Genomic DNA, 12,121 nt, shown 5'->3' with positions numbered 1-12,121 from the left:
GGTCACCAGCCGGGGGCCTCGAGCTCGCACCAGACGGCCTTGCCTGCGGGAGTGCGGCGGACGCCCCAGCGGCGGGCCAGCCGGCCGACGACGTGCAGGCCGCGGCCCGACTCGGTGAACATGTCCTCGCCGCGGCGCACCCGCGGGCGGCCGTCGGCGCCGTCGAAGACCTCCAGCACCAGCCCGTTCTCCCGGATCAGCCGCAACGTCGGCCGCCCGCCCGCGTGCCGGAGCGCGTTGGTGACCAGCTCCGAGGCCACCAGCTCGGCGGAGTCGGAGAGTTCGGCCATCTTCCACTGTTCGAGCCGGTCGCGGACCAGGCCGCGGGCACGCCGGGCGGCGGCGGGGTCGCCTGGCAGCTCCCACGACACGTGGTGGTCGGCCGGGATGCGCCCCAGGCGCGCCACGAGCATCGCGATGTCGTCGCGGTGCTGGTCGTCGTACACGCCGTCCAGCGACGCCTGGCAGAGCTCGGCCAGCGGCCGGCCGGCGGCACCGCGGCCGAACGTGCGCCGCAGCCGGGCCAGCCCGTCGTCGATGTCGCGGCCGCGGTTCTCCACCAGGCCGTCGGTGTAGAGGACGAGCAGGGCGCCGTCGTCGATGGTGAACTCGCGGCTCACCACCGGCCCCTCCCCCACGCCGAGGGGCGGCGCCGGCGGCACGTCGAGCAGGGTGGCGTCGGCGTCGGGCGGCACCAGCAGCGGCGGCAGGTGACCGGCGCTGGCGGCCTCGCAGCGGCCGGTGATCGCGTCGTAGACGACGTAGGCGCAGGTGGCGAAGTGCGGCTCGCGTTCGCCCAGCGTCCGCATGAGCAGGTCGAGCCGCTCCAGCGCCTCGGCGGGCGGCAGGTCGAGCCCGGCCAGCGTGTGGATCGCGGTGCGCAGCCGGCCCATCGTGACCGCCGCCCGCACTCCGTGCCCGGCCACGTCGCCGACCACCAGCGCCACCCGGGCGCCGGGCAGCGCGATCGACTCGTACCAGTCGCCGCCCACCTCGATGAGCCGGCTGCCCGGCAGGTAGCGGTGGTGCACCTCGACCGGCGCCGGGGCCGACAGCCCGGTCGGCAGCATGCTGCGCTGGAGGGTGAGCGCGGTCGCCCGCTCCCGCCCGTAGCGGCGCGCGCTCTCGATGAACCGCGCGGCCCGCGAGGCGAACTCCATGCCGATGTCGATGTCGTAGGCGTCGAACGGGCGGTGCGCGACGTTGCGGGTGCAGACGAAGAAGCCGAGCACCGCGCCGTCGGAGACGATCGGCAGCAGCAACATCGACGCGCCCTTGAGCAGCTCCGCCACCGGGGGCCGGTGCCACGCCTCGGCGATGCGCGAGGCCCCGTCGTCGGCCAGCCGGGCGAGCACCGGCTCGCCGGTCTCCATGCACTGGACGTACGGGGTGTCGGCCGGGTAGGTCAGCACCTCGCCGGTCGGGAACGCCGCGTCCCACGCCTGGTCGGCGTCGTCGAACCCGACCGCCATGCGCCGGAGCAGGTGCGAGCCGTCCGGCGAATGGACGGGGCCCTCGTCGGTGTCGACCAGGCTGTCGAGCAGGAGCAGGCCGGCCGCGTTGCAGAAGTGCGGGACGACGATGTCCATCAGCCCGCGCGCCAGCTGGTCGAGGTCGAGCGTGTCGCCCAGCCGCGGCAGCAGGTCCTCCAGGAGCGCGCGGCGGATCACGGCCGGGTCGACGTAGCGATCGGCCAGCGGCACCGGCACGCGGATCATCGCGAGCGCCGCCAGGTCGGGCTCGCCGCCCTTCATCGGATGGACGGTGACGACCGCGTCGTGGGTGGCGCCGTCCCGCGTCTCGATCGCGAGCATGGCCGAACTCTCACGGCCGCCGGCCACCGACTTGAGAAGTCCCTGAAAGGCCAGGTCGCAGTTGCCGACGATCAAGTCGCCGAACGGGGTCCCGCACAGATCATCCGGGTTCGCGGCGAGAACCGCCGCGGCGTTGCGGTCGAACTGGAGTATTTTCCCCGTGGAATCCATGCCGACTATCAGAATTCGGGTAGAAGACTCCATCGCTCAATTATGGGGCATTTGAGGGCGGCGTGCGGTAGATACAGGGCATGAACAAGGTCGCCATCGTCGGAGCGGGCCCCACCGGACTGATGCTAGCCGCCGAACTCGCCCTCGCCGGTGTTCCCTGCCGCGTGTTCGACCGCCGTTCCGGGCCGCGCACCGACTCGCGCGCCATCGTGCTCCACTCGCGCAGCATGGAGATGCTGGATCTGCGCGGGATCGCGGGGCGCTTCGCCGACGCCGGGGCGCCGCTGCGCGGTTTCCCGCTCGGGCTCAAGGGCGCGTCCATCGACTTCAGCCGCCTTGACTCCGATTTCCCCTACATGTTGGGCATTCCGCAGAGCCGGATCGAAGAGCTTCTCGCTGATCGCGTCCGCGAACTCGGCGCGGAGATCGTCTGGTCGCGCCGGGTATCGGGGATCGCGCAGAACGAGGACGAAGTCCGGCTCGAATTCGAAAGCGGCGGGGGACCGGAGTCGTTCGCCTACGCCGTCGGCTGCGACGGCATCCGCAGCTTCGTCAGAGAGACGAGCGAAATCCCCTTTCCGGGCTTTCCCAATCCGGGTTCGGTAAGCCTCGCGGACGTGCACCTGGACGGGCTGCCGATGGACGACGCCTATGGCGAGCTGACCGACCGGGGCATGCTCCTGGTGTTCCCGTTCCGCGACGGATCCTGCCGGGTGGTCCTGTACGACTACACGCGCGCCGGCGCGGCCGTCGACGACCCGGTCACCCTGGACGAGGTCCGCACGAGCATCGCCGCCATCTGCGGCCGCGACCTCGGCCCGCGCGACATGTACTGGTCCGGCCGCTACCGCAGCGAGAGCCGCCAGGTGCCCTCCTACCGCAAGGGCCGCGTCTTCCTCGCCGGCGACGCGGCGCACACCCACTCCCCCGCGGGCGCCCAGGGCCTCAACGCGGGCGTGCAGGATTCCTTCAACCTCGGCTGGAAGCTCGCCGCGGTGCTGCGGGGCCGGGCCCCCGACGCGCTCCTCGACTCCTACGACGCCGAGCGCCATCCGGTCGGCGCCGCGGTGCTCACCCTCACCGGCCGCCAGTTCCGGCTCAACACCGCCAAGACCCGCCGCCGCAAGGCCCTCCGCTGGTTCGCCGAGAAGGTGGTCGCCCAGCTTCCGCCCGTCCAGGACCGCCTCGCCCGCGCCTACTCGGGCCTCTCGGTCGGCTATCCGGACGGGACGGACCCGCTCACCGGCACCCGCCTGCCACGCGGCACCCTGACCCTCCCCGACGGCACCACCACGCGCCTCTACGACCTCTTCCACGACGGCGGCTTCGTCCTGCTCGGCAAGGAGACCCACGACCTCGACCACGTCACGGCCGTCCGCTACACCGGCCTGGACACCCGCCTCCCGGCCACGACCCTGGTCCGCCCGGACGGCTACATCGCCTGGGCCTCCGGCGCCGACGACCCGGCCGCCGCGAAGGCGGCCCTGACCCGCTGGCTCCCTTGACCCCGCTCAGGAGCGGCCGAAGACCTGGGGCGGGGGCGTGGGGGCCTCGATCTCCTCGCCGTCGTGCATGGGGACGGCGCCGCCGGTGAAGGCCTTGAGGTCGTCGCCCTCGACCATGCGGGCCTGGACGAGGCCGCCCGCGGCGCGGCGGGTCAGCTCGGCCACCGGCAGCGGGGCTCGGGAGGCGGCGAGGACGAGGTTGCCGAACCGGCGGCCGCGCAGCACGCCGGGCTCGCCCAGCAGCAGGGTGTGCCGGAAGATCGAGCGCACCGTGGCGACCATGCGGCGCGCGAACGGCAGGCGGAAGCCGTCCGCGACGTTGATGAGGTACACGCCGCCGGGACGCAGCACGCGGGCGACCTCGTAGGCGAACTCCTGGGTCGCGAGCTCGACCGGCATCGAGGCGCCCGCGAAGGCGTCGAGGATCACCAGGTCGTCGGCCTCGTCCGCCACGGCCTGGATGCCGGTGCGCCCGTCGACGACGCGGATCTTCAGGCCGGGCACGTTCTTGACGGGGAGCTGCTCGCGGACCAGCTGGACCAGCTCGGCGTCGGGGTCGAGCACCACCTGGCGGGAGCCGGGTCGGGTCGCGGCGATGTAGCGGGGCATCGTGCACGCGGCACCGCCGACGTGGACGACGTCGAACGCCTCACCCGGGAGGCCGAGGCAGTCGACCACGTCGCCGATGAGGCGCATGTACTCGAAGTCGAGGTAGGCCGGGTCGTTCAGGTCCACGTAGGACTGGGGCACGCCGTCGACGAACAACACCCAGCCGCCGTCCCGGTCGGCGTCGCGCAGCAGTTCGGCCTCGCCATTCGCGATCTTGTATCGATCGGCCCGCGGCTCGCGCCCCTGTCCCTTCCGTGTCATAGGCCACCACTCTACGGACGCGGGGCGGTCGCCCGGTGCTCACCTCCGCGTCACCGAGCTGCTCCAGCATGGGCGCGATCTTGATCGACGGGAGTGTCATGCGACGACGTACTCTTTCCGCGGCCCTGGCCGTGGCGCTGGTGGCCGGGCTCGCGGCGCCCGCCGAAGCCCGCGGCGGGCTTCCGCTGGGACCGGCCGGCCTCGGCGAGACGCGCACCAGCGAGCGGCTGGCTCCGGGTGTCACGCTCACCGGCATCGTGCGCGGCGCGAGGTCGGCGGACGACTTCTGGACGCTGCACGTGCGGCTGCCCCAGGTCATCGGGCCGAAGGAGGCGGCGGACGCCGTCGCGCGCCGGCTGTCCGACGCCGGTTTCGCGCCGCGGGTGGAGGCGGTGGACGGGCCGCGGTTCGCGGACGTCCGCCCCGGCCAGGTCGGCTACACCGTCCGGGTGGGGCGGTACACGACCGAGCGGGAGGCGACGGACGCGCTGCCCGCGCTGACCGCCGCCGGGTTCGCGGCGGGTGTCTCCTACACGGCCCAGGACGGGGTCTCCACCACCGGCCCGTGGCGGCTGCACGTCCTCACCGTGGACCCGCGGCGGTTCCAGGGACGGATCGTGTCGTCCACCGGCGGGCCGCTCACCGAGATGGACAAGGTCAGCGACCTGGTGCGGGCGAGCGGGGCCGTTGCCGGCATCAACGGCTCGTACTTCACCGCGGGCGGCAGGGGCGGTTCGGCCGGGGTGCACGTGCTGGACGGCCGGCTCATCAGCGAGGCCAACAACGGGCGCACGGCCGCGATCCTGCCCGAGCGCGGACGCGGGGCGGAGTTCGTGCGGCTCTCCACGACGCTCGGGGTCCGGGCGGGCCGGGCCGTGCGCGAGCTGGACGGGATCAACCGGCTGCCGGGGTCGGTGAACAACTGCGGCGGCGTGGGCGGCGACCTGCCCACGCGGCGCCCCCAGCACGACGTGACGTGCACGGACCCCGACGAGCTGGTCTCGTTCACGCCGGTCTACGGCACGGCGAGTCCCGCGGGCGCGGGCGCCGAGGCGCTGCTCGACGGCGCCGGAAGGGTCACCGAGCTGCGCGAGACCCGCGGGACCGCGATCCCGGCCGGCGGGCGGACCGTCCAGGGCATCGGCTCCGGCGCCGAGTGGCTGAAGACGAACGCGCGGCCCGGCACCCGGCTCACGTTCAGCGAGGAGGTGCTGGCCGGGGGACGCCGCGTGCCGCTGAACGCGCGCACGGCGATCGTGGGCGCGGGGCCGCAACTCGTCCGGGACGGGCGGCCGTGGGTGAACGCCTACGCCGACGGCCTGGTCCACGAGGGCACGGACCGGTCGTTCTATTACAACTGGGTGCTGCGCCGGAACCCGCGCACCATGATCGGCGTGGACCGGCAGGGCCGCCTGCTGATGGTGGTCGCGGACGGCCGCGCCGCCGGGTACAGCGAGGGCCTCTCGGTCAAGGAGTCCGCCGACGTCATGGCCGCGCTGGGCGCCGTCCGCGCGATGAACCTCGACGGCGGCGGCTCGTCCACGCTGGCCCGCGCGGGCGGGACGCTGGTCAACCGGCCCTCCGACGCCGCGGGCGAGCGCAGCGTCGGCGACGGGATCCTGCTGCTCCCGCCGGCCGGCTAGCGGCCGGCGGCGGCCATCACCGAGGTGATGCCGGCTCCGGTGGTGACCAGCCGCTGGTATTCGGGACGGCGCAGCTCGCCGCCCATGAACGGGTGCGGGTTGCGGTACACCGCCGGGCTGGCCTCCTCCGTGAGGGCGGCGAAGTGGATCTCGCGGACGCCGGTCTGCGCGACGACGCGGGCCACGTTGCGGTCAGTGACGCCGCCGCCCGGCATGATCACGATGCGGCCCCCGGCACGTTCGACCAGCTCGGCGATCAGCGGGGCGCCCTCCAGGACGCTGACCTCCTGGCCGGAGGTGAGCACCCGCTCGACGCCCAGCTCGACCAGGGTCTCCAGGGCGGCGAACGGGTCGGCGGTCATGTCGAACGCGCGGTGGAAGGTGACCGGCAGCCCGCCGGCGGCCTCGACGAGCCGGGCGGTGAGGGGACGGTCGATCTGGCCCTCGGGGGTGAGCGCGCCGATCACGATGCCGTGCGCGCCGGCCTCGCGGGCCGCGATCACGTCGTGCTCCATCGCGTCCGCCTCGTGGGCGTCGAAGATGAAGTCGCCGCCGCGCGGGCGGATGATGACGTGCACGCGGATGGTGGACACCGCGGCGACGGCCGCGCGGATCGTGCCCAGGCTCGGGGTGATGCCGCCGTCGAACAGCGCGGCGCAGAGCTCCACCCGGTGGGCGCCCGCCTTCTCGGCGGCGACCGCGCCCGCGACGCTGTCGATGCAGATCTCGTAGGTGAGGCTCACTTACTTCCCTTCGGTCGTGCGGATCTCGCCCACCACGCGGCCGCCGCCGAGGATCGGCAGGGCGGCCATGTCGCGGGCGGCCTGGGTGACGTCGGCGCCGAGGGCCGACAGGGCTCCCAGCGCGATGGCGGTGGTGGCGCGCGGGCTGCCGTCGATCACCTTGACGGCGACGGCGTGGCCCTCGCGGGTGGCGGCGACGAGGACCCCCTCGGCGCCGCCCTTGACGACGGCGCCGGGCAGCGCCCGCATGAGGTCGGTGTTCTGGTGCCCGGTGCCGCCGACGTACTCGGGGTGCTCGCGCATGGCGTCGGCGACCGCGCGGGACGGGCCGTCCTGCGCGAGGACGAGCGACTGCGCGGCGCGGGCCAGGCCGGTCAGGGTCAGCCCGAAGAGCGGGGCGCCGCAGCCGTCCACGGCGACGGGCGCGGGCGTCTCCACGGCGGCGTCGGCCATCGTGGTTCGGACGCCCTGCTGGAGGGGGTGGCCCGGGTCGAGGTAGGTCTCGGTCGGCCAGCCGTTGGCGACGCAGGCGGCGAGCATGGCGGCGTGCTTGCCCGAGCAGTTCATGCGTTCGCGCGACTCGTCCGGCTCGCCCGCGCGGATCAGCGCCGCGCGGGTCGCGCCGTCCTCGGGCGGCGTCGCCGGGCATTGGAGGTCGCCGAAGCCCAGCCCGGCGTCGGCCAGGATCGCCGCGACGGTCTTGACGTGGAAGTCCTCGCCGGTGTGGCTGCCCGCCGCGATCGCCAGCCGTTCGCCGGCGAGCGGCGCGCCCGCGGTGAGGCAGGCCAGCGCCTGGAACGGCTTGGTGGTCGAACGCGGCAGCACGGCGCCGTGCGCGTCACCGCGGGAGAGGGCCAGGCTGCCGTCAGGCGCCAGCCCGGACACGCTCCCGTAGTGCACGCTTTCCACGAAGCCGCTGCGCACGACCTCGGCCAGCACTTCGTACATTGCGTTCCTCCAAGGTGCGCGCGACCTTCGACAGCGTCGCGTTGATCACCAGGTAGACCAGCGCGATGACCAGGTAGGTCTGGATCAGCAGGTGGTTGTAGTTGGCCAGCACCTTGCCGCTGTAGAGCAGCTCGGCGTAGCTGACGACGAAGCCGAGCGAGGTGTCCTTGACCAGGCCGACCGACTGGCTGATCAGGGACGGCAGCACGCGGCGCGCCGCCTGCGGGAGCACGATCATCCGCATCGCGCGGCCGCGGGTGAGGCCGAGCGCGAGCCCGGCCTCCATCTGGCCGCGCTCGACCGACCTGATGCCCGCCCGGAACACCTCGGCGAACGCGGCGGCGTTGGACACCGACAGCGGCACGACGAGCTTCCAGAACAGCGGCATGTCGAGCCCGTACCGCGGCAGCGCGAACAGCACGACGTACACCAGCAGCAGCGCCGGGATCGTCCGGACGACCTCGACGTACGCGGCGGACGGCAGGCGGATCCACCGGTTCGGCGACAACCGGCCGAGCGCCAGCAGGATGCCCGCCGCCATCGAGATGGCGATGGCCGCCACCGCCGCGAGCGCGGTGGAGCGCAGGCCCTCCAGCAGGTAGCGCCACATCGGCCAGGTGCCGTACGGGCGCCAGCGCTCGGCGGCCAGCTGCCCGTTGTCGGCGAACTGCCGCAGCGCGAGCGCGAGCAGGCCCAGCGCGGCCAGGACCGCGACCACCGTCGCGATCCGGATCCGGCGCCGGGCGCGCGGGCCCGGCTCGTCGAACAACACCCTCGCGACGCTCATCGCAGGATCGCCAGCTTCCGTTCCAGGGTGCCGGTGGCCAGCCCGGCGATCGCCGACAGCGCCATGTACAGCAGGCCCGCCGTCACGAAGATCCAGATGGGCTGGGCCTCGGCCAGGTTGACCCGGTTGGCGGCGGCGGTCAGCTCGACCACGCCGACCGCCGCCGCCAGCGCCGTGTTCATGATCGTCATGATCGCGATGTTGCCGAGCGGCTGGACCACCGTGCGCAGCGCCTGCGGCAGGATCACCATCCGCAACGACTGGGTGAAGGTGAGCCCGAGCGCGCGGGCCGCCTCGCCCTGCCCGACCGGCACCGAGTTGATCCCGGACCGCACCGCCTCCGCCACGTACGCGCCCTGGTAGAGCGCGATGACGACGGCGGCGGTGGTGAACAGTCCCGCCATCACGCCGATCTCGGGCAGCCCGAAGACGGCGAGCACGAGCCACACCAGCAGCGGGATGTTCTGCAGCGTCTCGACGTAGGCGGTCCCCGCCGCGCGCAGCACCGGGACCGGGCTGACGCGCAGCGCGGCCACCACGACCCCGGCGACGAGCGCGCCGGCCAGCGCGAGGAGCGTGAGCTCCACGGTGACCAGCAGCCCGTCGCCGAACTCGCCGAGATGATCGGTGATGACGTTCATGTGGTGGTCCGGCCGCCCTTACTCCGAGCCCGGCGCGGAGCCGAGGGCGGGCGGCTGCGGGGCGTCGCCCTGCACGACCGTGCCGATCGAGTTCTTCCAGACCTTGGCCCACAGCCCGGACGCCTGGATGTTCTTCAGCCAGTCGTTGACGAACTGCTTCATCTGCGCGTCGCCGTGCTTGAGGCCGATGCCGTACGGGTCGCTGGTGAACGGCTTGCCCTGGATCTGGATCGACGGGTCCTGCTTGGCGGTCGCCAGCAGCACCGCCTCGTCCTGCACGTAGGCCTGACCCCGCCCCTGCTTGAGCGCCTGGACGCACTCGGGGTCACTGCCGAACGTGAGGATCTTGGCGTCCGGGGCGGCCTTCTTGATGGCCGGGATCGCCGGGGTGTTGGCGCCCGCGATGACCGTCTTGCCCTTGAGGTCCTCGGGCTTGAGGATCCCGGTCTCGCCCTTCTTGGTGGCGATGACCAGGCCGGAGCTGTAGTACGGCCCGGCGAAGGCGACCTGCTTCGCGCGCTCCGGGGTGATGCTGTAGGTCTGGAAGACCACGTCGACGGTGCCGTTGGACAGCAGCGCCTCGCGCGTCTCGGACGCCGAGTTGACGATCTTCACTTCGGGCTTGCCGATGATGTACTTGGCCAGCAGCCGGCCGAAGTCGGCGTCCAGCCCCTCGACCTTCTTGGTCGCCGGGTTCTGCTGGGACAGCAGCGGCGCGTCCAGCGAGCCGCCCACGATGAGCCGGCCGCGCTGCTTGATCTTCTCCATCGTGGAGCCGGCCGGCAGGCTCGCGGCGACCGGCGCCGAGGAGGTGAGGTCCTCCTTGTCACCGCCGCCGGCGGCGCCCGGCACCGCGGAGGAGGAGGAATCGTCGCTCGAACAGGCGGCCAGGCCGGCCAGGGACAGCGCCGCGACCGCGGCCACCGCCGAACGCCGCAGACCCGGGAGGGTGCGCACCATTGATCATCAACCTTTCTCGGAACAGCCGTGGGATCAGTGGCTGAGAACCTTGGCCAGGAAGTCCCGGGCCCGGTCGGTGGCGGGTGAGTCGAAGAAGGTCTCGGGCGCCCCGGTCTCGACGACCTCGCCGTCGGCCATGAACACGACCCGGTCGGCGACCTTGCGGGCGAACCCCATCTCGTGGGTGACGACGACCATGGTCATGCCGTCGCGGGCCAGCGCGGTCATGACGTCCAGGACCTCGCCGACCATCTCGGGGTCGAGCGCCGAGGTGGGCTCGTCGAAGAGCATCGCCTTCGGCCGCATGGCCAGCGCCCGGGCGATCGCCGCGCGCTGCTGCTGTCCGCCGGACAGCTGGGCGGGGAGCTTGGCGGCGTGCCCGCCGATGCCGACGCGGTCGAGGAGCCCGTGCGCGGCGCTTTCGGCGTCCGCCCGGCTCACGCCGCGTACCTTCATCGGCGCGAGGGTCATGTTCTCCAGCACGGTCTTGTGCTGGAAGAGGTTGAACGACTGGAAGACCATGCCGACGTCGGCCCGCAGCCGGGCGAGCTCGCGCCCCTCGGCCGGAAGCGGCCGGCCGTCGATCCTGACCTCGCCCGAGGTCGGGTTCTCCAGCCGGTTGAGGCAGCGGCAGAGCGTGGACTTGCCCGACCCGGACGGGCCGATCACGACCACGACCTCGCCCTTCGCCACGTCGAGGTCGACGTCGCGGAGCGCGTGGGTGTCGCCGAACCGCTTGTTCAGGCCACGAACCTCAATCATTCGGTCTCCATCGCCCTAACTTTCTTCGATTTCGAAGGTAGTGAGGAAGATAGAGCCCAGAATCGGACAAAGTCAACACATTGCTGGGCAAAGTAGGTTCGTGCTATTCATCTGGGATGCGAACCAGAGACGACGGACCGGCCGCGCTCGTGCGGCTCGTGGCCACCGGCCACGCCGAGTCACGAGCCGACCTCGCCCGGTTGTCCGGGCTGGCGCCGTCCAGCGTCTCGCTCCGGGTGGAGCAGCTCATCGACGCGGGCCTGTTCGCCGAGGAGGGCGCGGGCGCGTCACGCGGCGGACGGCGGCCCCGGCGGCTGACGCTGGCCCGCGAGGCGGGCGTCTTCTTCGTCGCCGACCTCGGCGCCCACCACGCGCGCCTGGCCGTGGTCGACCTCGCCGGCACCCCGCTCGCGCTCGCCGACATCGCGTGCGAGATCTCGGTCGGCCCGGAGGGCACCTTCGACTCGGTCATCGGGCACCTGCGCGTCCTCGCGCGCGACCGGGGCCTGGCCGACCTGCCGGTGCGCGGCATCGGCGTGGGCCTGCCCGGGCCGGTCGACCCGGCGACCGGCCAGGTCGTGTCCCCCTCGCGCATGCCCGGCTGGAACGACTTCCCCGCGCGCGACTACCTGACCGAACGCGCGGGTCTGCCCGCCCTCGTCGAGAACGACGCCAACCTCATGGCGGTCGGCGAGCACCGGCACTCCTGGCCCGGCCTCGACAACCTCATGGTGCTCAAGCTCGGCAGCGGCATCGGCTGCGGCGTCATCGCCGAGGGACGCCTGCACCGGGGCCGCGGCGCCGCGGGCGACATCAGCCACGTGCGCATCCTGTCCGAGGCGACCGTCGACTGCTCGTGCGGCCATCCCGACTGCCTGGAGGCGCACGCCAGCGGCGCGGCCCTCGCCACCGCCCTCGCCGCGCAGGGCATCGCCGTCGGCCACCCCGCCGACATCGTGGACCTGGTGACCGACGGCGTGCCGCAGGCGACCAGCGCGGTGCGCAACGCCGGCCGGCTCATCGGCGACGTGCTCACGGCGCTGGTCAACTTCTTCAACCCCGACGCGCTGGTCATCGGCGGCAGCATGTCCAACGCCGAGCCGCTCATCTCGACCATCCGCGGCGTCATCTACGAACGCTGCCTGCCGCTGGCCACCCGCAACCTGGAGATCGTCACGTCCCGCACCGGGCGCGACGCGAGCATCCTCGGCGCCGGCCACCTCCTCCTGGACTCGCCCCTGTCGAACGAGTGGATCGAGGCGGCCGTCAAGCAGTGA

Annotated in this window: 11 protein-coding genes; 3 read left to right on the top strand and 8 right to left on the bottom strand. The window is 73.0% G+C overall.

Annotated features, from left to right (window positions below; all coding sequences use genetic code 11):
- Positions 1-2: 2 nt before the first annotated feature.
- Positions 3-1,985 carry a SpoIIE family protein phosphatase gene (locus tag ABZ810_RS45145; protein WP_358414094.1) on the bottom strand — a complete coding sequence of 661 codons (1,983 nt, stop codon included), beginning with the start codon at positions 1,983-1,985 and terminating at the stop codon, positions 3-5.
- 80 nt (positions 1,986-2,065) lie between these two features.
- Here ABZ810_RS45145 and ABZ810_RS45140 point away from each other — a divergent pair, with 80 nt between their 5' ends.
- Positions 2,066-3,490: an FAD-dependent monooxygenase gene (locus tag ABZ810_RS45140; protein WP_358414091.1), complete on the top strand. Its 1,425-nt coding sequence runs from the start codon at positions 2,066-2,068 to the stop codon at positions 3,488-3,490.
- Between the two features lie 6 nt (positions 3,491-3,496).
- Here the strand turns inward: ABZ810_RS45140 and ABZ810_RS45135 are convergent, their stop codons facing one another.
- Entirely contained in the window at positions 3,497-4,360 is an 864-nt protein-coding gene (locus ABZ810_RS45135) for a fused MFS/spermidine synthase (protein WP_358414088.1), read from the bottom strand.
- Positions 4,361-4,458: 98 nt separating this feature from the next.
- On the opposite strand from ABZ810_RS45135, the gene ABZ810_RS45130 reads away from it, so the two are divergent.
- Positions 4,459-6,003, top strand: coding sequence for a phosphodiester glycosidase family protein (locus tag ABZ810_RS45130; RefSeq protein ID WP_358414085.1), 1,545 nt, complete (start codon positions 4,459-4,461; stop codon positions 6,001-6,003).
- Here ABZ810_RS45130 and ABZ810_RS45125 read toward each other — a convergent pair.
- From ABZ810_RS45125 to ABZ810_RS45100, 6 genes are read right to left on the bottom strand one after another with little or no spacing between them, the layout of a single operon-like run.
- On the bottom strand, positions 6,000-6,746 hold the full coding sequence (locus ABZ810_RS45125; protein WP_358414082.1) for a copper homeostasis protein CutC: 747 nt from the start codon (positions 6,744-6,746) through the stop codon (positions 6,000-6,002). The genes ABZ810_RS45130 and ABZ810_RS45125 overlap by 4 nt on opposite strands.
- Entirely contained in the window at positions 6,747-7,694 is a 948-nt protein-coding gene (locus tag ABZ810_RS45120) for an asparaginase (protein WP_358414079.1), read from the bottom strand.
- Positions 7,612-8,481, bottom strand: a complete 870-nt coding sequence (locus ABZ810_RS45115; RefSeq protein WP_358414076.1) for an amino acid ABC transporter permease — start codon at positions 8,479-8,481, stop codon at positions 7,612-7,614. Before ABZ810_RS45115 ends, ABZ810_RS45120 begins: the two co-directional genes overlap by 83 nt.
- Positions 8,478-9,122, bottom strand: coding sequence for an amino acid ABC transporter permease (locus ABZ810_RS45110; protein ID WP_358414073.1), 645 nt, complete (start codon positions 9,120-9,122; stop codon positions 8,478-8,480). Before ABZ810_RS45110 ends, ABZ810_RS45115 begins: the two co-directional genes overlap by 4 nt.
- A gap of 18 nt (positions 9,123-9,140) precedes the next feature.
- Positions 9,141-10,082, bottom strand: coding sequence for a glutamate ABC transporter substrate-binding protein (locus ABZ810_RS45105; RefSeq protein ID WP_358414070.1), 942 nt, complete (start codon positions 10,080-10,082; stop codon positions 9,141-9,143).
- Between the two features lie 33 nt (positions 10,083-10,115).
- Positions 10,116-10,844 carry an amino acid ABC transporter ATP-binding protein gene (locus ABZ810_RS45100; protein ID WP_358414067.1) on the bottom strand — a complete coding sequence of 243 codons (729 nt, stop codon included), beginning with the start codon at positions 10,842-10,844 and terminating at the stop codon, positions 10,116-10,118.
- A gap of 116 nt (positions 10,845-10,960) precedes the next feature.
- On the opposite strand from ABZ810_RS45100, the gene ABZ810_RS45095 reads away from it, so the two are divergent.
- Complete coding sequence (locus ABZ810_RS45095; RefSeq protein ID WP_358414064.1) at positions 10,961-12,121, top strand: ROK family protein; 1,161 nt, start codon at positions 10,961-10,963, stop codon at positions 12,119-12,121.

Origin of the sequence: Spirillospora sp. NPDC047279 (assembly GCF_040643285.1) — a bacterium.
Lineage (GTDB): Bacteria > Actinomycetota > Actinomycetes > Streptosporangiales > Streptosporangiaceae > Spirillospora.
Note: the sequence above shows the minus strand (reverse complement) of the source record. Positions and strands in the feature narration are given on the sequence as shown.

Bases quoted from the DNA above. Each gene is read 5' to 3' on its own strand.
- ABZ810_RS45135 (WP_358414088.1), bottom strand. From the start codon at position 4,360: ATGACACGGAAGGGACAGGGGCGCGAGCCGCGGGCCGATCGATACAAG.
- ABZ810_RS45095 (WP_358414064.1), top strand. From the start codon at position 10,961: ATGCGAACCAGAGACGACGGACCGGCCGCGCTCGTGCGGCTCGTGGCC.
- ABZ810_RS45120 (WP_358414079.1), bottom strand. From the start codon at position 7,694: ATGTACGAAGTGCTGGCCGAGGTCGTGCGCAGCGGCTTCGTGGAAAGC.
- ABZ810_RS45105 (WP_358414070.1), bottom strand. From the start codon at position 10,082: ATGGTGCGCACCCTCCCGGGTCTGCGGCGTTCGGCGGTGGCCGCGGTC.
- ABZ810_RS45145 (WP_358414094.1), bottom strand. From the start codon at position 1,985: ATGGATTCCACGGGGAAAATACTCCAGTTCGACCGCAACGCCGCGGCG.
- ABZ810_RS45115 (WP_358414076.1), bottom strand. From the start codon at position 8,481: ATGAGCGTCGCGAGGGTGTTGTTCGACGAGCCGGGCCCGCGCGCCCGG.
- ABZ810_RS45140 (WP_358414091.1), top strand. From the start codon at position 2,066: ATGAACAAGGTCGCCATCGTCGGAGCGGGCCCCACCGGACTGATGCTA.
- ABZ810_RS45100 (WP_358414067.1), bottom strand. From the start codon at position 10,844: ATGATTGAGGTTCGTGGCCTGAACAAGCGGTTCGGCGACACCCACGCG.
- ABZ810_RS45110 (WP_358414073.1), bottom strand. From the start codon at position 9,122: ATGAACGTCATCACCGATCATCTCGGCGAGTTCGGCGACGGGCTGCTG.
- ABZ810_RS45130 (WP_358414085.1), top strand. From the start codon at position 4,459: ATGCGACGACGTACTCTTTCCGCGGCCCTGGCCGTGGCGCTGGTGGCC.